Below are 22,793 nucleotides of genomic sequence, written 5' to 3'. Positions count from 1 at the left end.
CCGGTGATAGTCAGCATATCGACCACTTTTCTCACCATTACGCAGCACACTCACTTCGCCTGCTAACCAATTTTTCCCTTCCTTATTCTTGTCGTGCTCCCTCCCCCTCTTTATATCTGCCCGTCGGATACGGTGCCGGCGCTCGCCCCTCCCTCATCTTGTCCCGGCAGCCAATGCATTTCGTCTACCTCCCTCCTTACTCGGCGGCTTCCCCCTTGGCGAGCCTGCGAGACTCTCTCCAAGCTGCTGATTGTGCTGAAAATAGTCCGCAGCGACCAAGTTTTGGGCAAACGGTCCGAAATCCCCTTTTTGCAGCGGATCGCGGGTTGACACTCGGCGGACGGGCCATTAATATCCGCACCGTCTCGACGAGACAGGCAATTCCTCCTTAGTTCAGTCGGTAGAACGGCGGACTGTTAATCCGTATGTCACTGGTTCAAGTCCAGTAGGAGGAGCCAATTCCCTCGTAGTTCAGTCGGTAGAACGGCGGACTGTTAATCCGTATGTCACAGGTTCAAGTCCTGTCGAGGGAGCCACATTCGAAAGCCCAGCCTTATGGCTGGGCTTTTTCGTATCCAACGTTCGAAGCTGCCATACAGGCTACCGTGGCTTGTACTTTCACCGAACGGCCTCAGCCCGGGGGTCGGCATCCTCTCCTTACGTGCCCTTTCACGACATCACCCTTGCTTTTTTGCTTGCCTCTGCCGGATATTCGTTATCACAATTACCGCCCCTGTTCACACCGTCAAAAGGACCCCTTGGCATGTCTGAGGATGCGATGCAAAAAGAAGCTGTGCCTGCTCAAGCCACCAAGCAGCCAAAAGATCCCGTCCGGCGTCTTACGCTGCAATTGGTCATGCTTGCCTTGATCGTCTTGGTCTATGTGCTGTTTGCTCAACGCCTGACCCCGATGAGCAGTCAGGGTACGGTGCAGGCCTTTTTGATCCGCCTGGCCCCCGAGGTGGCCGGACGGGTGACTGCGGTGGAAGTCAGTGACAATCAGCAGGTTTCCGCCGGCATGCCTCTGTTTCAAATCAACCAGGAGCCCTATCTGATTGCCGTCACCCAAGCTGAAGCCCATGTGGCAGCTGTCGGGCAATCGATCGGGGCTGACACTGCCGCGGTGCAAACCGCCCAGGCCAAGGTGGTACAGGCCAAATCGGCCAAGGATAACGCTGCCGACAATGCCGCCAGGGTGGTCGAGCTGGCCAAACGAGGGGTCATGTCGATCGCGCAGCGGGATCAGGCGACGGCAACCTTGCAGCAAGCCATAGCCTCCCTGGCGGCCGCACAGGCAGAGTTGCGCCGTGCAGAGCAGAGCCTCGGGCCCGCCGGCAATGAAAATCCCAAGCTGAAAGAAGCGATGGCCGCCCTGGCCAAAGCCAGACTCGATCTCATTCGCACCACGGTCAAAGCGCCCAACAAGGGGGCCATTACCAACATACAGCTGGCGCCAGGCCAGTATGCCGCCGTGGGAAGTCCGGCAATGACCTTCATCGATACCTCGGCGGTCTGGATCAGCTGTATGCTGCCCGAGAACTCGTTGGAGTACCTGCGACCGGGCATCAAGGCCGAAGTGGTCTTCGATGTGCTCCCCGGCCGCGTCTTCAAAGCTCACCTCGATACCCTGGGATGGGGCAGTGCTGGCAATACCACCACAGACCAGACCACCGGTCTGCTCACGGCACCACAAAACAGCCCCAGTGCGCGCCAGTTTCCAGTGAGCCTGGTACTGGATGAGGCACTCCCCCGCGGGTTGCGCTATGGCTCCCAGGCCACCGTCATTTTCTATCCCAACAAGGTGGGCATAATGGATACGATTGCCGCCGGCTGGATCCGTGTTGTCAGCCTGCTGACCTATATTGCCTGATGATGAACAAAGCGTGGTGGCAATGCAGCATGCGTCTTGGCGTCATTCCCATGGCGGCACTGGCGGTTACCCTGGCCACGGGTCAGGCCTTGCCCTTTCTGATCCCCATGTTCATCGTCATCATGCTGATGCTGAGTCCGACGCGCCTGCCGCTGATGATGGTAGTGAGAATGCTGGCACTGATCGTCGGCTGTACCGCGCTCATCTGTTTTCTTGCACATGTGGTCGGCACCAATCCCGTCGCTTTCTGGCTGGCCATGGCTGCGGTTGTGGTTCTGGCCTTTGCCCGCCTTGGCAAGAACCCTGATGATCTGCCCGGATTGCTGGTGCTGATCGTGTCGTCGATGACGATGGTGCTGGTACAAAGCCAGCCATCGCTGGTCCTGGCACTCCCCGTGTTGATGGGAAAAGCCTTTCTGATCGCCTATTTATGGTGTCTGCTGGCTTTTGCCATCTGGCCCCGGCCTTCCCCTCCGCTAATTCCCCTGACCGCCATGCGCGGTGATGAAAGGGTGATGCTGATCCTGGGAAAGAGCGCCGCTCTGTTGCTGGCCATCGGTATCGCCATCTGGCTGCAAGACAGCAGTGCCATCTTGATCGGGGCCACGATTGCCAACCTGCTGCGCGCCAGCGACCCCCATCTGACACGAATGAACAGCAAACCACTGCTGCAGGCCAACTTGCTGGCGGCGGCCTTGGCTACCCCGGTGATCCTGCTGGCCTACATCAGCCAGTCTCCCCTGATCCTGTCACTGCTGGCGCTCGCCGGCAGCATCTGGCTGGCGGGACGGTTGGCGGCAGCCTGGCCCAAAGTGGTGGTACAAACCGCAATGACGGTTTACATCACTTTGCTGGGAACAGCCTTGCCCCAATATCAGCAAGGGCTGCACCTGGTATGGGATCGACTCGCGACGCTGTTGCTGGTCGTCCTCTATTGCACTCTGGTTGTGCATCTCTTGACCACATCAACCGATAAGTCATGTCCCGCTTGAACGACATCATCTTGTCCAGACCGTTTATTGTCAGAGGGTAGAGACATGCTTTGCCCTTTGCGACCCCCACTCGATTCAGGAGTTTCTATGCGCCGTTTCAACTTAATGCTCAATGGCAGCCGGTTGATGATGTTTCCCTTCTATGTCTGCATCCTTGTCTGTGTCGCCCTCTTGATGGTGAAGTTCGCCATGCAGCTCTATGAGCTGTGTCGCGACATCATCGACATCCCCTATCTGGATCTCATCACAGGGGTGCTGACCCTGGTGGACTTCGTGCTGGTGGCCCAGATGCTGATCCTGGTGGCCATCTGCGGCTACGTGCAGTTCATCAAGACCCCGGAGCAGCGGGCAGCCCTTGGCGACAACTGGCTCAGCAAGATCAACTTCGCCTCCCTCAAACTCATCGTCATCAACTCCCTGGTCACCATCGCCGGGATCGAGGTGCTCAAGGCCTTCCTGACCGACGGTACCGGCAACGAGATTGAGATGAAGTGGTCGGTCATCGTCTTCCTCGCCTTCTCCACCGCAGCGCTCATCTACGCGGTCACCGAGCGGCTGGCGGACCACAAGTAGCGCCGGTTTTCATTCAGCCTTTATTCATCAAGAGCCGAATTGATAACTCTTTTCATTACCTTTACTGCATTGTAAACTTGCTCCCCCGGGCTGAACTGCCCGGGCGTTGGAGCACCTATGACAAGCCTTTCCCTCTCACCACGACACTGCTGGCAGTGGCTGGCCTATCACCATCAGGCCGCCGAGGGCTCCCTCTATCTGATGTTCTTCTCCGGCCTGCTGCTGTGGGAACCGCTGACCCCGCTCTGGTCGCTGGCACGCTGGAATCTGTTCCTGCACGTCGCCCTCTCGCTCACCCTGTTCCCCCTGCTGTTCGGCGCGTTCTGGCTCTCCCATCGCAGCCTGCTGCGCAAAAGCCGCAAGCCATTCTTGCGCACCACGGGCCGCATCATCGAAGCCCTGCTGTTGGTCTGTCTGGCCAGCGGACTGCTGCTGGTATTGCACGGCACCCCGGGCGATAGCCTCGGCAACCTTGCCAGCTGGGCCCACTGGCTGAGCGCCCTCGCGTTGACCCCCCTGGTGCTGCGCCACGCCTGGCGCTGGACCATCTTGAAATGGCGCACCTGACCTTATGTTGAAGTTGTTGTTATCCCTGATGTTGGCCACCCTGCTGCTGGGGACCGCCTCGGCCCAGGAGATGGGCGCCGCCATGATTGCCTATGACGAGGGGAACGCCCCGCGCCTCGTCACCGCCAACCAGAGCGCAGGCTCGGTCACCCTGCTTGAGCGCGACAGCGGCAAGCGACTCAAAGAGGCACAACTGGGGGGCGATCTGCGCCAGCTGGCCCGCACCGACGATGGCACCCTGCTGGTCACCGATTACAGTGGCGATCGGTTGCTGCTGCTGGATGATGATCTCGACCTGGACAAGGCGATCCCCACCGGCCATCGTCCCTACGGGGTCATCTTCGACTCCAAACGGCAGTGGTTCTGGGTCACGCTGTTCGAAGCAGGCCGCCTGCAGGCCTATGACACCACGGGCAAGCTGCAGCTGGATGCAGAAACCGCCGAGACACCCCGCGGGCTGGCCCTGACCGACGACGATCGCCTGCTGCTCACCCACGCCATGACCGGCCAGCTCGCCATCTATGATCTCGCCAAGCTTGAGAAGGGCGCCAAAGGCGCTACCCTGCCCAAGCCCAAGCTCATCACCCTGGCCGAGACCCACAGCGACACCCCAAGCGACTCGCAGGGCTTGCCGCGCCTGCTGGACGGCATCACCCTCTCCCCCGATGGCAGCGAAGCCTGGCTGCCCCACGTGCTGTGGAGTTTCGACCACCCCTTCCAGTTTCAGAGCACCGTCTTCCCGGCGGTCTCCATCATCGATCTGGATGAAGAGAAAGAGCGGGTCGATGAAAGAAAGCAGCTCTTCTTGCAGATCAACCTGCCCAGCGTCGGCAACCGCAGCCAGATCGTCTCCAACCCGTTCGCGGCGCGCTTCGCCGCCGATGGCAAGCGGGTCTACCTGACCCTGGCGGGTTCGGAGGACCTGCTGGTGTTCGACCTGTCGCGCAGCGGCAAGCAGAACAGCAACCGCCACAGACGCAAGAAGTTTCAGGGCGGCGCCAAGGCGACCCAGCTCCTTCGCCACCTGCCGGGCCAGAATCCGCGGGACTTGTTTGTAGACGGCAACCACATCCTGGTACACAACGTCATGGGGCAGGATCTCACCCGCCTCAACACCGGCGGCAGCGGCCCCTTCGCCCGGGTCACAGTGGATGTCCCCCACTTCGCCAAGCTGGTCGAGACGGATCCGCGCCCCGAAGCGCTTCAGCGCGGCGAGCGGTTGTTCAATCTGGGCAACACCGCCGCCAACAGCCGCTTCCCCATGGCGGGGGACAACTGGATGAGCTGCAACTCCTGCCATCTGGACGGGTTCAACTTCACCAACCGCTATCTGATGGCGGCCCACCGCCAGCAGAGCGGCGACAATGCCATCAACGGCCACGCCAACCTCGTCAACATGGTGGCGGGTGACTTTATTGGCGAATACCTGCGCATGACCCAGCAGACCCAGGGCGGCATGGGCCATGACACCCGCGATGGCGCCGAAGCGGTCGACCCCGCGAGGCCTCAGCCCGAGGTGAAGGCGATGATGGAGGATCTGCACGCCTTCGTCACCGCCGATGGCAACCTCCCCTATCTTGCCAACTGGCTCAGGCTCGATGCCCCGCGCACGGATCCCGCCAAGGCGCCGACCACCCATCCCAGGGAGTGGCTCAACTCCGCCTCCTGCCAGAACTGCCACCAACAGGCGTTCCAGGACTGGAGCGAGAGCAACCACCGACTGATGGGCAACTCCCACCCCTACTACAAGGTGGTGCAGGCGTTGGCCCGCGAAACCGAGGGCGAAGCCTTCGGTCAGTGGTGCCAGGGCTGCCACATGCCCCAGCAGGTACTGAACGGCCAGCAGGATCTGCCCAAGGGCTCCCACATGTTCGAGCAAGGCGGCGCCTCGCTCATTGCCGCCCACCAGAAAGGCGAACCCGTGGTGGAGGAAGGGACTGGCTGCGTGCTCTGCCATCGCATCACCAAAGTGGAAGATGCCGGCGGCAACAGCGCCTTTACCGTGAATTTGAAAGACCGCGAGAGCTATGTGTTCGAGGATGCCGCCGGTGGCAGCCTCAAGCACTGGCTGGCGGAACGGCAGATCAACGCCCGCCCCGCCATGCACAAGGCCTCCTACCAGAAGGATTTCTACCGCGACGCGGCCCTGTGCAAGTCCTGCCACAACGAGTTTGCTCCCGGTACCGGCGCCAACATCGTCAACACCTGGGACGAGTGGGAGAAATCCAGCTTCGCCAAGGCGGAGGATCCCGCCAAGCGGCGCACCTGCATCGACTGTCACATGAACCCAACACCGGGCAACGGCGGCGCGCCGGTGGCCGGCCAGTCCACCGAAAACGGCACAGTGAAAGCGCGGCTCTATCGCCACAACTTTACCGGCGCCCAGCACCAGCTGGTGGGGCTGCGCAATCCCGCGCTCGAGCAGGAGAGCCTGGCGCTCTTGCGCTCAAGCGCCACCCTCTCTGCCCGCATTGAAAACCAGAGCGGCCAGCCCGCGCTGGTGGTGCGGGTCGCCAATACCGGCGCCGGCCACGCCCTGCCCACCGGGGTCGCCGATTTCCGTGAACTCTGGCTGGAGCTGACCGTCACCGACGCCAGCGGCAAGCTAGTGCTTGCCAGCGGCCAGCCGGTGGATGGCGCCGTCCCTGAAGATGCGCGACTGTTCAGAAAAGTGTTCGGCGACGCCGAGGGCAAGCCGGTGGGGCTCAAGTTCTGGCGCTACGCCAAGCTCCTTGAAGATACCCGCATTCCGGCCGATGGCTGGCGCGATGAAGCCTGGCCGCTGCCGGCGGATGCCCAGGGGCCCTTCAAGGCCGATATCAAACTCAATTTCCGCACCTACCCCAAGTGGGTCAATGATGCGGTGCGCGCCGCCGAGCCGAGCTTGCCGGAGCCACCCATAGTGCTACTCAATCGGCTGCAACTCACCCTGCAGCCTCTCCCCGTCACGCCCGCTACGGAGCCTCACACCTGATGTTTGCAAGTTTTCTCATTACCCTGCGCGAGGGGCTGGAAGCCTTCCTGCTGGTTGGCATCTGCCTCTCCTACCTCGCCAAGCTGGGAGCGAGCCGCTACAACAAGTTCGTCTATCTGGGGGTGGGGCTCGGCCTGCTTGCCTCTCTCGTGGTCGCCTTCCTGTTCCAGGTGGTGGTGAGCCAGTTCGAGAGCGAGCGCTACAACCATTTGCTGATGGCGGGGATCCTGATTTTCGCCACCCTGGTGCTCAGCTACATGGCGGTCTGGATGCAGAAGCAGGCCAAATCCCAGGTGGGGGCCATGACGGCGCGCATCGATGCCGCCATCGACGGCGGCAACCTGTTCGGTCTGGTGCTGCTCGCCTTCCTGGCGGTGATGCGTGAGGGCTTTGAAACCGTGCTCTTCTTCTCGGCCCTGGTTTACTCCGGGCAAGGGGTGGATCTGCACGAGGGGCTGATGGGGGCGCTGGGCGGCCTGCTGCTGTCGGTGGTGCTGGTGTGGGGGCTGCTGCGCTCCACCCGCAAGGTGGCGCTGGCCCCCTTCTTCCGCTGGACCGGCCTGCTCATCATCATCATCGCCGCCGGCCTGCTGTCGTCCGCCGTCAACATGCTGCAGGCAGCCGGGCTCATCACCTTCTGGACCGAGCCTGTCTTCAACATCAGTCACATTCTCGACGATCAGGGGGTATTTGGTACCTTCCTGCGCGCCCTGTTTGGCTACAATGCCTCACCAGCCGGCCTGCAGTTGCTGACCTGGGCCAGCTACCTGGTGATCTTCGTCACCGTCTGGCATCGCAACTATCGTCCCCAGCGCTGATCGCCCAGCGCGGCGCGGCAGCGGATGACAAGGCGGCTCAGCGGGGCCGCCTTTTCAACGTCTTCTCTTTTGGTCAGCTTTTCGGATAACAGAGTCATGAGCGACAACAACACACAACACATAGCGGTACTGGGCGCCGGCCCGGCCGGTCTGATGGCCGCCTGGCGCCTGCGCCAGGCCGGTTTTGCGGTCACCCTGTTCGAGCAGGAGAGCGTGGTGGGCGGCATGTGCGCCACCCAGACCTTCAAGGGGCGCGACGGTGAATACCGCTTCGACTACGGCGGCCACCGCTTCATCACCAAGAACCCCGAACTGCTCGCCTTTATCGACGAGCTGATGGGCGACGATCTGCTCCACGCCGAGCGCAAGAGCGTGATCCGCTTCGGCGGGCGCACCTATGACTACCCCTTGAACCTGCCCAACCTGCTCAAGACGGCGCCGCTGTCCCTGATGGCCGGGGCGGTGAAGGATCTGCTGCTGTTGCCCTTTGCCAGGAAGCCCACCGATTTCGCCAAGGCGAGCTTTGCCGAGTGGATCCAGAGCCACTTCGGTCGCACCCTCTACCGCCAGTTCTTCGAGGGCTACACCGGCAAACTGTGGGGCATCAACCCGGATAAGCTCTCCGCCGACTGGGCTGGCCAGCGCATCAGCCTGATCGATCTCAAAGACGTGGCGCGCCGCCTGCTGCCAAGACGCAACGGCAGCATCTCGGTGCGCACCTATGCCCGCAAGTACCGCTACCCCAAATACGGCTTCGGCCAGATCTTCACCACCCTGGGGGAGCGGCTGATTGCCGAAGGGGTTGAGCTGAAAACCGGCGCCACCATCACCCGCCTTGAGCAGGCTGATGGCCGCATTGAACGGGTTTATTGGTCACAAGATAACGTGGAGCAGAGCGCACGCTTTGATCAGGTGATCTCCACCCTGCCGCTGCCGCTCACCTGCCAACATCTGGGCTTGCCGTGCGATCTCCACTACCGGTCGCTGCGCTTCGTCAATATGCCGCTCAAACAGGAGAACCTGTCGGACAACACCTGGCAGTACCTCTCCGACCCCCATATCCTGGCCACCCGCTTGCAGGAGCCGCGCCGCCGCAGCCCCTTCATGGCACCCCAGGGCCAGACCTCGGTGATGCTGGAGATCCCCTGCAACCCGGGAGATGCCACCTGGCAGGCGCCGCTCTCTGATCTGCGCGGTCGGGTTACCGATGATCTGGCGAGCCTCGGCGTCGATATCGCCAAGCTTGGCGATGAGACCTTCGAGGCGCGCAGCGAGTACGCCTATCCGCTGATGGACCTCGGTTATCAGGCCCGCCGCAACGAGGCCATCAAGGCGCTGATGCCCATCACCAACCTCATCATGACCGGCCGTCAGGGGACATTCCGCTACATCTTCACCGACACCGCCATGGAGATGGGGATGATGGCCGCCGACATGGTGATCGACGGAGTGGACAGACGCCACGCCATCTTCAATCATCGCAACGAAAACACCGTGATCGAGACCCAGAGCGTGGCCTGATGGCCCCTGAATGTGGTAATCGACGGGGTGGACAGACGCCACGCCATCTTCAACCATCGCAACGAAAATACCGTGATTGAGACCCAGAGCGTGGCCTGATGGCCGCGCCATAAACAAACAAGGAGAAGAGGATGACCATCCGCCCGGGTTTACTTGCCCTCACCCTGCTGCTGGCCCTGAGCGGGCAGGCGCAGGCTTACTCCTACGCCGCTGCCGGCAAGGAGCCGCTGATCGATGCTCGCGAGGCGCTGCTGGGCGCCGCCACTGACGGCAAGGATGCCAGCGCCACCTTGAGCGAGATTGCCGAGGAGCTGACCTATCTGGAGGAGCACCACAAGGTCGAGCTGCAAGCGCCGCTCGCGGCCGCCATCAAGGCCAAAGACGCCGCGGCTACCGCGGCCCTGCTCAACCGGGCCTACAAGGCGGAGATCGAGCGCCGCCTCGAGGGGGCCAGCCAGAACCTTGGCGACTACCAGACCGCCAAGGTGCTGGTGGTCAAGAGCAAGCGCTTCCTCGATTTGATCCTCCCCTCCCTGAGTGAAGGGGATCGCAAGGCCGCCGAGCAGGCGCTGGCCAAGGTGCTCGATGCCATCGGCAACCCTGGGGTGTTCGGGGTGGGCGCCAAGCCCGCCGATTCAGCCGCCTTTAGCGATGCCGAAAAAGCGCTGATGGCCGTGCTGGCACCGCTCTGATGGCAATCTGCCAATCATTGCGCCATCTCGCTGTGACAAACGGTGAGTTTCGCTGCGCGCTATCCACCCTACGCACTTTGATGACCTCTCATTGATGACGACGGCCCCCCTCATCCCCGACCCTTCTCCCACAAGGGGAGAAGGGGGGCGTCACCACAGCCGATTACGCTTCGCCAATCGACCCTACTTGCTGATCCTTCTACAACTGGTCTGGCTTGGCTGGCTGCTGGCCTTCCCGGTGGCCCTCGATTCCGACGATGCCCTCAACTTTGCCCACGGGGTGGTGCGTTTCAGCGTGCTGGAGTTCTCCCCCCACTTTCCGGGTTACCCCGCCTTTATCTGGCTGGCGAGGCTGATCAATCTGCTGGTGGACGACCCCGCCCGCGCGGTGCAGTGGGCAAGCCTGTTGGGGAGCAGTTTGCTGGCGCCGCTCGCCGCCTCGCTGGCGGTCAGATTGTGGCAACGGCCCAGCCTGCTGGCGCCGGTCTGGCTGCTGGTGCTGGCCCTGCCGCTCACCCCGACCCTGGCTCTCTCCGGCCTCTCGGACGGGCCTGCACTCGCCGCCTGGCTCGGGTCTCTCCTGGCCTTGCAACAGCGCAAAATCGCGCTGGCGGGTCTGCTGCTGGGTCTGATGCTGGCGCTGCGCCCCTCCTACTTCGTGCTGGCCCTGCTGCCCCTTTGGCTGGGGATGGCACAAAAAGGCCAGCGGCTTAACTTTCTGCTCCCCATCACGCTGGTGGGGCTAGCCTGCCTGCTCTTCGTCTGGCAGGCCGATGGCTGGGCCTATTTTGCCGAGGGGCGGCGCTTTACCGACGGTCACTTTACCCTGTGGGGCAACACGGCGGCGGCCCACGGCGATCGGCTGCTAAGCTGGGCGAATACCTTCAACGAACAGCTCACCCCTCTTTGGCCTTTGGCTGGCGGGGGACTGCTGGCGCAGCCGCTGTGGCAACGATGCAAGGGCCACGCTGCCGCCCTCTCCCCGACCTGGTCCCTCTACTGGCTTGCCCTGCTGCTATGGACCCTGTTTGGTCAGAACCCGGACAATCCCCGCCATCTGGCCCCCATCACCCTGCTCGGCCTGGTGCTGCTGGCAGGCTGGTTGCCGCGCCGGGGCGAGCTGGCGGCCATGCTGGGGGCCCTCGTGCTGCTGCTCTGCACCCTCACCCCGCCGGCGGCACCAGCCATGACCCGGGCTGCCAGACTGGCCGAGCAGGCGTGCCCCGCGCTGGTGACCCAGTGGGGTGTGCGGCTGCTGCGCGAGACCACGGCCCTGCCCGTCACCGACGGCTGGTATCAGGGGGATGCTCGCCTCGCATTGGTGCAAGGGGCCTGCCGGCTCAGCCGACGTCCCCTCGGCCCGGAGGATCTGCCCGCAGGTAGCCGGCGAGTCTGGTTTGCCCCCCGCTTTCACGCCGAGCCCGGCCTCTGGCTCGGCATACAGGATCACCCCCGTCACCAAAACTGGTAGACTGGATGTTTGTCACTCCCTGACTTCGCACTCATCAAGACTGGATAGCCTATGCCCCACGCCCCCCTCTCCCCCCGTTTCCTGTTCATCCTGCTCGGCGCCCTGGCAGGCCTCACGCCGCTCGCGGTCGACATGTACCTGCCCGCCATTCCGGCCATTGCCCGGGATCTGGCCACCAGCATCGACGGCGCCCAGCTCACCATCAGCGCCTTCCTCGGCGGCTTTGCCATCGGCCAGCTGTTCTATGGCCCGCTCGCCGACAGCTATGGCCGCAAGCCGGTGATCCTGGCGGGGCTGGTGATGTTTGCCATCGCCTCGGTGGGCTGCGCCATGGCGGACTCCCTGCCGGAGCTCTTGGCCTATCGGATGTTGCAGGCGGCCGGCGGGGCGGCCGGCTCTGTGGTGGTCAATGCGCTGCTGCGCGACCTGTTCGAGAAGGAGGCCTTCTCCCGCGCCATGTCGTTCGTGATCCTGGTGATGACACTCGCCCCGCTGGTGGCACCCGTGGTGGGCGGCTACATCAGCGCCCACAGCGACTGGCGGGTGATCTTCTGGCTGCTGATGGGCATCAGCCTGCTCATCTGCCTGGTGATGCAGTGGAAAATTCAGGAGACCCTGAAGCCTGAGCACAAGCAGCCCCTCAACCTCGGCCAGGTGCTGCGCAACTACTGGGGCGTGCTATCCCATCGCGGCGCCATGGGTTACGTGCTGTGCGGCGCCCTGTCGAGCTCGGGCATGTTCGCCTTTATCAGCGCCTCCCCCTATGTCTACATCGAGTACTTCAAGGTGCCGACCGAGCACTACGGCTGGCTGTTCGGCCTCAACATCCTGCTGATGATGGTGGTCACCTTCGTCAACAGCCGGCTGGTGAAGGGGGTGGGCGCCGAGCGCATGTTGCAGTACGGCCTGCTGGTGCTGCCCTGCGCCGGCGCCCTGCTCATCTACAACGCCTGGAGCCAGACCGGCGGCCTGTGGGGCATCGTCATTCCGGTGGTGCTGTTTGTCGGCCACATCAGCCTGGTGGGGGCCAACGCCATGACCGGCCTGATGGGCCACTTCCCGCAGTCCGCGGGCACCGCCTCGGCGCTGGCGGGCACCTTGCGCTTTGGCATCGGCGCCCTGGTGGGGGTGCTGGTCAACCTCAATCCCCCCGAATCGCCGCTGCCCATGGCCATCGCCATCGCCGGCTGCGGATTCGGCTCGGCGCTCTGCTACTGGCTGCTCACCGGCAAGCGCGCCTGAGGGCCCCAAGAATGACCAAGCCCTGTCCATGGACAGGGCTTTTTTGTGTTCGCTTGCGTGTGCGTGGCGGCCCTCAAGGGTCCGGCGAGAGTCCGCTTCGCACCAGGATCTCGCTCTCCAGCCCATCCAGGCTCAGCTGATTCTTCTTGCGCCAGTAGGCTTCAATCCCCTCCCGGCCCTGGCGCTCGGACCAGTTGGCGAGATCCTCCCTGTCCCCCTGGTACTCATACAGCGGCACCGACATTCCGCAGGAGGCCTGGACGCGCGCTATGTCCAGCAGGAAGATCTGGCGGGCCGCGACGCTTGGGGGAAAGCGTGCCAGGAACGACGACCACTCAGGGTCACTCCGGTGCAGCACCCGCGCCCGGCCATAGGCCCGCAGGATCAGCGGCGCCCCCTCGAAGGCGCAGAACATCACCGTCATGCGAGGATGTTGCAGCACATGGGCCGCCGACTCGTTGCCGCTGCCGGTCAGGTTGAGCCAGGCCAGGGTGTGGGGGTCAATGACCCTCAGCGAGTCCCCGCCCTTGGAGGAGAGATTGACCGTCCCCTCTGCGGCCGCCGTGCCGACGAAGAAGATCTTCTGTGCCTCGATGAAGGCCACATGGCGCGGCGAGAGCGCCTCGAACAGTTGTCCCATCTTGTCTGTCTCTCCATGATCACGCTCAGAACAGGGCGCTGTTGAGCCACAGGTGCGCCCCTATGCCGACCATATAGCCAAGCAGAATGGCGGGCAACCACTTGAGGTGGCCAACGAAGGTATACATGCCCCTCGCCTGCCCCATCAGGGCCACCCCGGCCGCCGAACCGATGGAGAGCAAACTGCCCCCCACGCCGGTGGTCAGGGTCACCAGCAGCCACTGCCCCGCGCTCATCTGCGGCTCCATGGAGAGGACCCCATACATCACGGGGATGTTGTCGATAAGGGCGGAGAGCAGGCCGATGGCCACGTTGGCCAAGGTCGGATCCCCCTGGTAGAGCAGTTGGGAGGCGAGCGCCAGATAGCCCATGAAGCCGAGCCCGCCGACGCACATCACCACCCCGTAAAAGAAGAGCAAGGTGTCCCACTCCGCCTTGGCTATCTTGTTGAACACGTCGAACGGCACCATGGAGCCCAGGCGCAGCAGCCGGGCCTCGTCGCCGGTGCGCGCGTACAGCGCCCGCTCGCGGGCCAGGGTAACGGGCTGCGTCTTGCGCAGGTAGAAGCCGAAGAACTGCAAATAGCCGAGCCCCATCATCATGCCGAGCACGGGGGGCAGCGCCAGGAAGTGATGACAGGCGACCGCGGTCACTATGGTGAGCAGGAAGAGCAGCACTATGGTGAAGGCCCCGCGTCTGAGCACCACCCGCTCATGGCTCATGGTGGGGGCATGGCGCGGCACCATCAGGCTCATCAGGGTGGCCGGCACCAGGAAGTTCAGCAGGGCGGGCACGAACAGCAGCAGAAACTGCTCGAAGGGCACCTGGCCTGCCTGCCACACCATCAGGGTGGTGATGTCGCCAAAGGGGCTGAAAGCGCCGCCCGCATTGGCCGCCACCACGATATTGATGCAGGCCAGGTTGATGAAGCGGCGCTCCCCGTTGGCCACATGGAGCACGACAGTGCACATCAGCAGCGCCGTGGTGAGGTTGTCCACCACCGGGGAGATGAAGAAGGCGAGGATCCCCGTCAGCCAGAACAGGGAGCGCAGGCTGAGCCTGGTGCGTACCAGGCGGGCGCGCAGGGCGTCGAACAGCAGCCTGTCCTCCATGGCGTTGACATAGGTCATGGCCACCAGCAGGAAGAGCATCAGCTCGGCGTACTCCAGCAGCGTCTGGCGAAATCCCGCCACCGCCAGCGGGCTCTGCCCCTGCCCGGCATAGACGATGCCGATGACGATCCAGATGATGCCGGCCGCCACCAGCACGGGCTTGGACTTGCGCAGCTTCAGGTACTCCTCCGCCATCACCAGGACATAGGCCAGGGCGAAGATGGACAGAGCAAAGAGGCCGGCGCCGGTGTGCGTCATGGGCAGAGGGCCGCCGTCGGCGAGCGCGGGGGCGCAGAAGAGGCCGAGGATGGCCGAAGAAAACAGACGTGCAGATCCAGACATGGGGCCCCTCTCTTGGAAACCGTCTGGTTTTGAGGCTGGCAGTGGACAGGGAGGTCACCCCCTGCCCTCTCCCTGCTCGCGCCAAGCCCGGGTGGGCGAACGCTTGCATCAGGGGCGCAAGATCAGGCGGCGCTCCTTGCCCCTGCCATCAGGGTTATTTCTTGCCAAACCCCGAGCGTTTAAGGGTGTAGCCGGCACTGTTCTGCCAGGCATCCAGCCCGCTTCGGTTGTTGCCCGCCACCAGGCTCGCGGCCAGGCTCGGGCTGTTGAACAGCTGATCGGCGGTAAAGACGAAGCCCCCTTCGCTGCGCGGGGCCAGGATCCCCTTGCCCAGCAGCTCCTGGCGCAGTTCGATCACCGCCTCGCGCAGGGAAGCCGCATCCTCGCCGTTGGCGGTGGAGCCCGCCAGCACCATGAAGCCGGGGTTCTGCCGCTTGCCCACCGGATACCCGTGCGCCTCGGCCCCCTTGCCGTTGAAGTGGTAGAGCTCGCGCTCGCCCGGCTTGTTGTCGGAGAGCGCCTTTTGCAGGGTCATCAGCTCGTTGTAAATCTCGATGGGGACCACGGCAGCCTGCTTGGCGCCCTTGCTGTCGACGATAAAACTGACTTGCTTGTGTAACATCCTTGCGCATCCTGTGACCCATGGAGGCCCCTATTCTAACCACCACAGGCGAGCGGGATCCAGCCAGGATCCTCACCTCTTTTGCAGCCTTGATCACTAACTGGCATAGTGGCACTCACCCTGAGTCGAGCCGAGGGCACGTAATGAAAGCCATTGGCCATCAACCGGTTATCCCATGCTGAATCTGCGCAATCTCGGCAAGAGCTTCGATAACGGCAGCGAACGGCTGCCGCTGTTTCACCACCTTGATCTGACCCTGGCGGCCGGCGAGATCACCCTGCTGCTTGGGCAGAGCGGCTGCGGCAAGTCGACCCTGCTGAACCTCATCGCCGGCCTCCTCCCCCCGGATGAGGGGGAGATCTGGCTGGGGGAGACCCGCCTTGACAACCAGTCACCGGACGAGCGGGCCCGCCTGCGCGGCCGCCATTTCGGCATCGTCTATCAGGACTTCAACCTGCTGCCGACCCTGACCGTGGCCGAGAACCTCGCCCTGCCCCTTGCCATCAACCAGCTTGCCCGCGATGAGACGCGCATTGACGGCCTGCTGGAGCGCCTCGATCTGGCCCACAAGCGCCACGCCTGGCCGGAGCAGCTCTCCGGCGGCCAGCGTCAGCGAGTGGCGCTGGCCCGCGCCCTCATTCACCAGCCGAAGTGGCTGCTCGCCGACGAGCCCACCGGCAGTCTCGATGAACACAACGCCGAGCAGGTGATGGCGCTGATGATGGCGGCGGTGCGGGGCACCGGCGCCGGCCTCTTGCTGGTGAGCCACAACCCCGCCTATGGCGCCCTGGCGGATCGGGTGCTGCGCCTCGAAGGGGGTCAGCTGGTCGAGCTCAAGGGGCGCCGCCATGACTGACGCCCGCCACGGAGGGCGGTGATGCTGCCGCTCAAGGCGCTGCTGCGCCTCTATCGCGCCCACCCCTGGCTGCTGCTGATGAGCCTGGTCGGGCTCACCCTGGGGGTCTCTTTGGTGGTGGCCATCGAGCTCTTGAACCACAGCGCCCGCACCAACTTCGTCGCCGCCCGCAGCCAGCTGGCGGGGGAAGCGAACTACCGGCTGGCGCCGGACGGTGGGCTGGACGAGCAGCTCTATGTGACGCTGGTGCGCAGCCAGCCAAATCTCGACGCTATGCCCCAGCTGCACGGCTGGCTGCAAGATGAACAAGGGCGCAGTTTTCAGCTGCTGGGGATGGATCTGTTCAACCCCGGCCCCTTGCGCCGGCTGTTTGGCACCGCGCCGGACAATAAGCCCACCTTCTCCCTCACCCGCGCCGACAGCGTCTGGCTGGCCGCCCCCGAGGCGAGCCACCTTGGCTGGCAAACGGGTCAGAGCCGCCGCTTCGTGCTGGGTGGCGCTGAAGGGGCGCCGCCCCGCCCGCTGACGCTCACCCTGGCCGGCACCTTCGAGCCCGGCGCCGTGCCCATGGAGCGGCTGCTGGTGACCGACATCGGCCTCGCCCAGCCGCTGCTGGGCAAGGAAGGGCGGCTCGATCGCATCGTCTTCAAGCTCAGCGAGCAAGAGGCCACAGCCTTGCAGGCGGCCCTGCAATCCTATGCCCCCCATCAGCCCCTCTGGCTTGAGCCCATCAGCCCGGCGCTCGATGCCAGCCAGCTCGGCGATGCGCTGGCGCTGAACCTCACGGCGCTCTCCCTGCTCGCCATGGCGGTGGGATTGTTTTTGGTGTTCAACGCCCAGCGCTTCGTGCAGAGCGTGCGCCGCCCCCAGCTGGCCCAGCTCATCATCCTCGGCATGCCGCCGCGCCGGCTGCTGCGCTGGCTGACCCTGGAGATCCTGATCCTCGCCAGCATCGGCACTCTGCTCGGGCTGCTGCTCGGCAGCCTGTTGGCACTGGCCCTGATGGGGCAGCTCACCCAGGCGCTGGCGGATCTCTATGGCCCCAACCCCATCGACCTGCTGCGCCTCTCCCCCGCCAGCCTTGGCAAGGCGCTGGTGATCGGCCTGCTGGGGACGCTGGCTGCCAACCTGCCCGGCTGGTGGCAGCTGCTGCGCCAATCCCCCCTTGAGCTGCGAGAGGGCAACAGCCGCCCGCCGGCTCACCCCTGGCAACGTCGAGGGCTCGCCATCGTCATCCTGCTGCTCTGCGCGCTCTGTCTGTGGCGGCCAGAAACCGGCCTCACCGGCGCCCTCTTCGTGGCCGGCGGCTGGCTGCTGGCCATGGCGCTCGCCCTGCCCGATGTGCTGCGCGCCGTGCTGGGCCGGCTGCGCCGACGCGAGCGCGGCTCCCTCAGCGCCCGGCTCGGGGTAGCCGAAACCCTCTATCACCTGGATCGCACCGCCATCGCGGTGATGGCGCTGCAACTGGCCATCGCGGCGGCCATCGGCATCGGGGTCATGGTGTCGAGCTTTCGCTCGAGCGTGGAGATCTGGCTCGGCCAGCGCCTGGCCGCCGATCTCTACGTCACCGCTCCCAAGGGGGTGGCCGGCAACAAGGGCGCCCTGAGCGAGCAGACCCTCAACACCATACTCACCGCGCCGGACGTGCGCGCCGTCTCGCGCCGCTCGGTGCACCCGGCCCGCTGGCAGGGGCAGCCCATCGAGTGGGCGCAGATGGACTTTATCCCCGAGCTCAAAGCCGCCTATCCGCTGCTGGCCGGACGCTGGCCCGCCACCCCCGACGAGGTGCTGGCGAGCGAACCGCTGACGGTGCGCCTCGGGGTCAGGGTGGGCCAAAGCCTCGAGGTAAGCGGCGAGCAGGGGCCACGCACCTTCACCGTCACCGGCGTCTATCAGGATTACGGCAGCGACAAGGGGCAGATACTGCACGCCTTCGAAGGGGGCAAGGTGCAATCCCTGGCCCTCTTCAGCCCGCACGTTGATCGCCTCGCCGACCGCCTGCGGGCGCAGTTTGGCGAGCGGGTGAACCTGTTGCCCGCCCCCGCCATCCACGCCGCCGCCCTCAGGGTGTTCGACCAGACCTTTGTGGTGACCGAGCTATTGAAGTTGCTCATTCTGGGGATCGCCTTCGTCGGCATCGGCTCGGCCTTCATGGTGCTGGGGCTGGCTCGGCGCGGCGAGTTGCAGACCCTGCAAAGCCTTGGCCTGAGCCCCCGCCACTGCCGCCGGTTGCTGGTGTGGCAGGGAGCGGGCCTCGGGCTGCTCACCGCGCTGTTGGCACTGCCGGTGGGCTATGGCCTTGCCTGGGTGCTGATTGAGGTGGTCAACCCCCGCGCCTTCGGCTGGCGGCTGGCCTTCGAGGCCGCCCCCCTGCACGCCGTCACGGCGCTTCTGCTCGCCCCCGTCTGTGGCGCGCTCGCTTCCTGGTACGCCGCAAGGAGAGTGGTATGAAATATTGGTTTGCGCACTGGCTCAGCCATGGCTTGACGTTCCCATTGACCACATCCCTGTCACCGCACTTGATTCAGCGCAGAGAAGCGCACAGAGCTGCCGCGAACCATCCCCTCCCCCTTCGGGAGAGGGCCAGGGTGAGGGAAATCTTGTCCTCTTTACGGACCCTGTGGCTTGCAGCCCTCTTGATCCCGTTTGTTGCCATAAGCGGCAACGCGCAGGCCAGCGATCTGGGCGCCATCCTGGGTGGCGGCAGCGATCACTTCAAAAAGGCCCTGCCGGGCCAGTCCATCCGTCTGCCCACGGATCACGCTGCCCACCCCGACTACCGCTCCGAGTGGTGGTATCTCACCGGCAACCTGAAAGACGAACAGAGGCGCGGCTACGGCATGCAGTGGACCCTGTTTCGCCAAGGCATTGAACAGGAGATCAAATCGGAGAACCCCTGGCTCACCCCCCAGCTCTGGCTGGCCCAGTTCGCCATCACGGATGTGAGTAAAGGCAGCCATCTGCAGGACGAGCGCACCAGCCGGCAGGGGCCCGGGCTCGCCGGTGCCAGCGGCGGTCAGTATTGGCTGAAAGACTGGGTGCTGGCTTCTCAAGGGGAATCGCTCTTTCCCGCCACCCTCAAGGTGCAGAGCAAGGCGGGGGATCTTGATTTGAAAGTAAGCGCCGCCAAGCCGGCGGTGCTGCAGGGCAAACAGGGTTACAGCGAGAAGAGCCCGGGCAACGCCTCCTTCTACTACTCCTACCCGCGCCTGACCATCAGCGGCACACTGACTCTGGATGGCGAGACCCGTAACGTCAGCGGTGAGGGCTGGTTCGATCACGAGTGGAGCAGCTCGGTATTGGCCGAGTGGCAATCGGGCTGGGACTGGTTTTCGCTGCAATTTGAAGATGGCCGCGAGCTGATGCTGTTTCGCCTGCGCACCAAGGCAGGACGCACTGAGCCCGAGAACCGCTACGGCATCCTGATCGAGCGAGACGGCAGCAGCCGGGTGCTGAACCCTGCGCAGATCCGCCTCACCCCCGGCAAAACCTGGCGCGGCCCCAAGGGGCAAGCCTACCCCATCGAGTGGCGGCTGGAGGCCGCCGAGTTGAACCTGACGATCCGTGCCCGCCAAGCCAATCAGGCCATGACGGGACGCTTTGACTACTGGGAGGGGGCAGTATCCGTCTCGGGAGATGCCAAGGGCGTCGGCTATCTGGAGATGACGGGGTATTGAGTGTAATTTGCCTATTCATGATTTTTACTATCGCGGATAGTAAACCCTATTCTGTATAACAAGAAAATCACCTGAGGCTACGAGCTTTCCCGTCTTTTAGAGCACTCAAGGTTGAAGATACTGTTATGACAGTCACAATCTTTATTGTTGAACTCTTTTTTTTATTAATTTATCCTAAGTATCGGCTTATGGGCAGACTATTCGCTCGCGCTTCGCGAGCAGTGAAAAAATTGTCCATTTGGATTGCCATATGTAGTGTGTCGATGTGCACACCGAGATGTGTAGTGCGTAAGAGTGCCCATAAGCCTCATTATATACGGATGTATATATGTCGAAATTAAACCTATTGAAGTCCATATCTACCAAGCCAGAACTAGCTAAACTGCTAGGCGTAAATGCTGCGTTTTTAACTAGGACATTATACATTACAAGGCCTGAAAACCAATATCATCAATTTACCATAAGTAAAAGATCTGGCGGTAAACGAGTAATTAATGCCCCATCCAATGAACTGAAAAGCCTACAAAGAAGTTTGTCTATATTGCTTTTAGATTGCATCGACGAAATTAATAAAATAAAATTCCCAACATCACAACTAGCCGTACCAAAAGTCAGAGAGAATGGTGATATTGACTACGCAGCAGAATTTTTGAAAATTAAAATTCCCTCATCAAAATCTAAACAACCTTCTTTATCACATGGTTTTTCAAGAAATCGCTCTATTATTACCAATGCAATGATGCACATAGGAAAGAAAAACATTCTAAACATTGATATAGAGAACTTTTTTGATAGCTTTAATTTTGGTAGAGTTCGAGGCTTCTTTATAAAAAACAATGATTTCAAACTGGACCAGCATATTGCAACAGTAATAGCACAAATAGCTTGCCATGATAATAAGCTTCCCCAAGGAAGCCCTTGTTCACCTGTTATATCAAACCTAATATGCCACAGTTTAGATATTAATTTAGCTTCTTTAGCAAAAAAATATAAATGCACTTACACAAGATATGCCGATGATATAACTTTTTCCACTAGAAAATCTGAATTCCCCAAAAAAATAGCAGAGCAAGATGAGAATGGCTACATTTTAGGCAAAGAGCTATTGTATGAAATAAAGCGCTCTGGATTTTCTGTTAATAATGGTAAAACCAGGATCCAATATAAGAATTCTCGACAAGATGTAACAGGACTTGTCGTTAACAAAAAACCTAATACAAAAAATGAATATTGGCGGTTAGCAAGAGCTAAATGCAACACTCTATTTAAAACTGGCACATTCACTTCCATTGAAGATGGTGTATCCGTTATAGGTAATCTAGATGTATTAGAGGGTCAACTAAATTTCATTGACCACGTAGACCATTATAATCGTTTAAGACAAAAAGCACCGTTATCACCAGAATATAGTTTGAAGGCCATAGGTAAAAGCACAAGCACTTTACTTTCCGGAAGAGAAAAAACATTCAGCCAATTCCTATACTATAGATTATTTTACGGCAATGAGAAACCAACCATTCTATGTGAGGGTAAAACTGACAACATTTATTTAAAGTCAGCTATAAGTGAACTCATGGTACATTATCCATCTTTAGCTATAAGAACTGATGGTAAATATGAATTATTGATACGTTTTGTCGAATATACTAAAAGAACTAGATTTTTATTGGAGCTTTTCGGTGGCACCGACTATCTAAAAGGATTCATTGAAAACTTCCATAAAAATATGGCTCCGTATAATAATTTAAAACCAAAAAAACCTGTGATTATTTTTTTAGATAATGATACTGGACCAGATAATATAGTCAGTTTATTGCAGGGGAATAAATTTCAAAAAATTATAACATTAATACCTTCACATTTGGATAAGAAAAAAGACATACGGAAATCAGAATTTATACATGTTATGGGCAATCTATATGTAATATTTACACCTTTAGGAACTTCTGGTGAGGCAACGGATATAGAGTACTTCTTCGATGACAAAACAAGGCTGATGAAACACTCAAATGGAAAATTCTTTAACACTGTTGAAAAAAGAGATGCAAAAAATGACCTTAGCAAGGATGCTTTTGCCACTCACATTGTAAAGGAAAAAAAGAAAAGCATTGATTTCACTGGATTAAAAGTGCTTCTGGACCCTATTGTAAAAGTAATTGAACACTATGAAAACATTAAGAGATAGAGAACGCCAGCGTGCTGGCTTAGCCCATCTCACTGGTACGGCTATTCCTGTGGTATCGCAGAACAAACTGGAGATGCGCTGACCCAGATATATTCCCCACTTTGTTTGAGTCGGGATTGAGGCAAAGGATTATTTCCTCCCTCCCCCCAATGATTGAATAAATGCCAGCGTACGGAAATTAAACTGCTCCGGCTGCCCCACATTGCAGACATGGCCGCACTGTTCGATCACCGCCAGCGAGGAGCTGGCATCACGGGCCACCTGTTCACGCACCGGCGCCAGAAACATATGATCCTCCTCCCCCATCACATAAAGGGTGGGAATGGGCAGGGAGCGTGCGCGGAAGTAGCGCATCAGTGGGTTGACCTCGGTGGCAAGACTGAACCAGAGTTTGAACTCTTTCTGGCAGAGCTTGCAGGCCTCGCGCACAAAGAGGTTGCGCGACTCCTGATGGTGCAGGCTCGGCATGATGATGAAGGCAAACAGCCAATAGAGCTACATATAGGGCAGGAAATGCTGGCCTAGTTGGCCCAGCTGCACCAACACCCGCGGTAACTGTTCACCGGCAGTGGTTTGACGTACACAATTCGGCAGGGATGGGATAATCCGTTTTATCTATGCAGGCTCTGACAATGGCGCG

The 22,793-nt window shown here is 60.9% G+C and carries 17 protein-coding genes, 2 tRNA genes and 1 pseudogene; 16 read left to right on the top strand and 4 right to left on the bottom strand.

Features of this window, described 5'->3' with window-relative positions:
* Positions 1 to 382 precede the first annotated feature (382 nt).
* The 12 genes from PG897_RS16105 to PG897_RS16050 all read left to right on the top strand — a co-directional run bounded on the left by PG897_RS16105 (position 383) and on the right by PG897_RS16050 (position 12,720).
* Positions 383 to 458, top strand: a tRNA-Asn gene (locus tag PG897_RS16105).
* A 2-nt stretch (positions 459 to 460) separates the two neighbouring features.
* Positions 461 to 536, top strand: a tRNA-Asn gene (locus tag PG897_RS16100).
* 227 nt (positions 537 to 763) lie between these two features.
* Positions 764 to 1,870 carry an HlyD family secretion protein gene (locus PG897_RS16095; protein ID WP_025201552.1) on the top strand — a complete coding sequence of 369 codons (1,107 nt, stop codon included), beginning with the start codon at positions 764 to 766 and terminating at the stop codon, positions 1,868 to 1,870.
* Positions 1,871 to 1,899: 29 nt separating this feature from the next.
* Complete coding sequence (locus PG897_RS16090; RefSeq protein ID WP_226013907.1) at positions 1,900 to 2,862, top strand: DUF2955 domain-containing protein; 963 nt, start codon at positions 1,900 to 1,902, stop codon at positions 2,860 to 2,862.
* 87 nt (positions 2,863 to 2,949) lie between these two features.
* Positions 2,950 to 3,435 (top strand): YqhA family protein, encoded by a 486-nt coding sequence (locus PG897_RS16085; RefSeq protein ID WP_005301997.1) that lies wholly within the window; start codon positions 2,950 to 2,952, stop codon positions 3,433 to 3,435.
* A gap of 117 nt (positions 3,436 to 3,552) precedes the next feature.
* Complete coding sequence (locus tag PG897_RS16080) at positions 3,553 to 4,002, top strand: hypothetical protein (RefSeq protein ID WP_005302000.1); 450 nt, start codon at positions 3,553 to 3,555, stop codon at positions 4,000 to 4,002.
* A 4-nt stretch (positions 4,003 to 4,006) separates the two neighbouring features.
* A complete protein-coding gene (locus tag PG897_RS16075) occupies positions 4,007 to 6,976 on the top strand; it encodes a YncE family protein (protein WP_201881299.1) in 2,970 nt (989 codons plus the stop codon).
* On the top strand, positions 6,976 to 7,794 hold the full coding sequence (locus PG897_RS16070; RefSeq protein WP_201881297.1) for an FTR1 family iron permease: 819 nt from the start codon (positions 6,976 to 6,978) through the stop codon (positions 7,792 to 7,794). Before PG897_RS16075 ends, PG897_RS16070 begins: the two co-directional genes overlap by 1 nt.
* Positions 7,795 to 7,890: 96 nt before the next feature.
* Entirely contained in the window at positions 7,891 to 9,315 is a 1,425-nt protein-coding gene (locus PG897_RS16065; RefSeq protein WP_201881295.1) for an FAD-dependent oxidoreductase, read from the top strand.
* Positions 9,316 to 9,446: 131 nt separating this feature from the next.
* On the top strand, positions 9,447 to 10,007 hold the full coding sequence (locus PG897_RS16060) for a hypothetical protein (protein ID WP_017778874.1): 561 nt from the start codon (positions 9,447 to 9,449) through the stop codon (positions 10,005 to 10,007).
* Positions 10,008 to 10,194: 187 nt separating this feature from the next.
* Entirely contained in the window at positions 10,195 to 11,478 is a 1,284-nt protein-coding gene (locus tag PG897_RS16055) for a hypothetical protein (RefSeq protein ID WP_017778873.1), read from the top strand.
* Between the two features lie 51 nt (positions 11,479 to 11,529).
* Positions 11,530 to 12,720, top strand: coding sequence for a Bcr/CflA family multidrug efflux MFS transporter (locus tag PG897_RS16050; protein WP_017778872.1), 1,191 nt, complete (start codon positions 11,530 to 11,532; stop codon positions 12,718 to 12,720).
* 73 nt (positions 12,721 to 12,793) lie between these two features.
* On the opposite strand, the gene PG897_RS16045 is transcribed toward PG897_RS16050, so the two are convergent.
* From PG897_RS16045 to PG897_RS16035, 3 genes are all read right to left on the bottom strand, one after another.
* Entirely contained in the window at positions 12,794 to 13,360 is a 567-nt protein-coding gene (locus PG897_RS16045) for a pyridoxamine 5'-phosphate oxidase family protein (protein ID WP_201881283.1), read from the bottom strand.
* 25 nt (positions 13,361 to 13,385) lie between these two features.
* Positions 13,386 to 14,813, bottom strand: a complete 1,428-nt coding sequence (nhaD, locus tag PG897_RS16040) for a sodium:proton antiporter NhaD (RefSeq protein WP_117403279.1) — start codon at positions 14,811 to 14,813, stop codon at positions 13,386 to 13,388.
* A 154-nt stretch (positions 14,814 to 14,967) separates the two neighbouring features.
* Positions 14,968 to 15,435, bottom strand: a complete 468-nt coding sequence (locus PG897_RS16035; protein ID WP_005302024.1) for a DUF4357 domain-containing protein — start codon at positions 15,433 to 15,435, stop codon at positions 14,968 to 14,970.
* 175 nt (positions 15,436 to 15,610) lie between these two features.
* Here PG897_RS16035 and PG897_RS16030 point away from each other — a divergent pair, with 175 nt between their 5' ends.
* The 4 genes from PG897_RS16030 to PG897_RS16015 all read left to right on the top strand — a co-directional run bounded on the left by PG897_RS16030 (position 15,611) and on the right by PG897_RS16015 (position 22,153).
* Positions 15,611 to 16,291, top strand: coding sequence for an ABC transporter ATP-binding protein (locus PG897_RS16030; protein WP_201881281.1), 681 nt, complete (start codon positions 15,611 to 15,613; stop codon positions 16,289 to 16,291).
* A 21-nt stretch (positions 16,292 to 16,312) separates the two neighbouring features.
* Positions 16,313 to 18,742, top strand: a complete 2,430-nt coding sequence (locus tag PG897_RS16025) for an FtsX-like permease family protein (protein ID WP_201881279.1) — start codon at positions 16,313 to 16,315, stop codon at positions 18,740 to 18,742.
* 185 nt (positions 18,743 to 18,927) lie between these two features.
* A complete protein-coding gene (locus PG897_RS16020) occupies positions 18,928 to 19,968 on the top strand; it encodes a lipocalin-like domain-containing protein (protein ID WP_201881321.1) in 1,041 nt (346 codons plus the stop codon).
* Between the two features lie 328 nt (positions 19,969 to 20,296).
* Complete coding sequence (locus PG897_RS16015) at positions 20,297 to 22,153, top strand: retron Ec67 family RNA-directed DNA polymerase/endonuclease (RefSeq protein WP_201884969.1); 1,857 nt, start codon at positions 20,297 to 20,299, stop codon at positions 22,151 to 22,153.
* Positions 22,154 to 22,282: 129 nt separating this feature from the next.
* Here the strand turns inward: PG897_RS16015 and PG897_RS16010 are convergent.
* A pseudogene (locus tag PG897_RS16010) lies at positions 22,283 to 22,702 on the bottom strand (alpha/beta fold hydrolase); the annotation flags it as partial.
* Positions 22,703 to 22,793: the final 91 nt, after the last annotated feature.

Source organism: Aeromonas sp. QDB20 (assembly GCF_027707805.1).
Lineage (GTDB): Bacteria > Pseudomonadota > Gammaproteobacteria > Enterobacterales > Aeromonadaceae > Aeromonas > Aeromonas dhakensis.
This window is presented reverse-complemented; position numbering and strand designations above follow the sequence as displayed.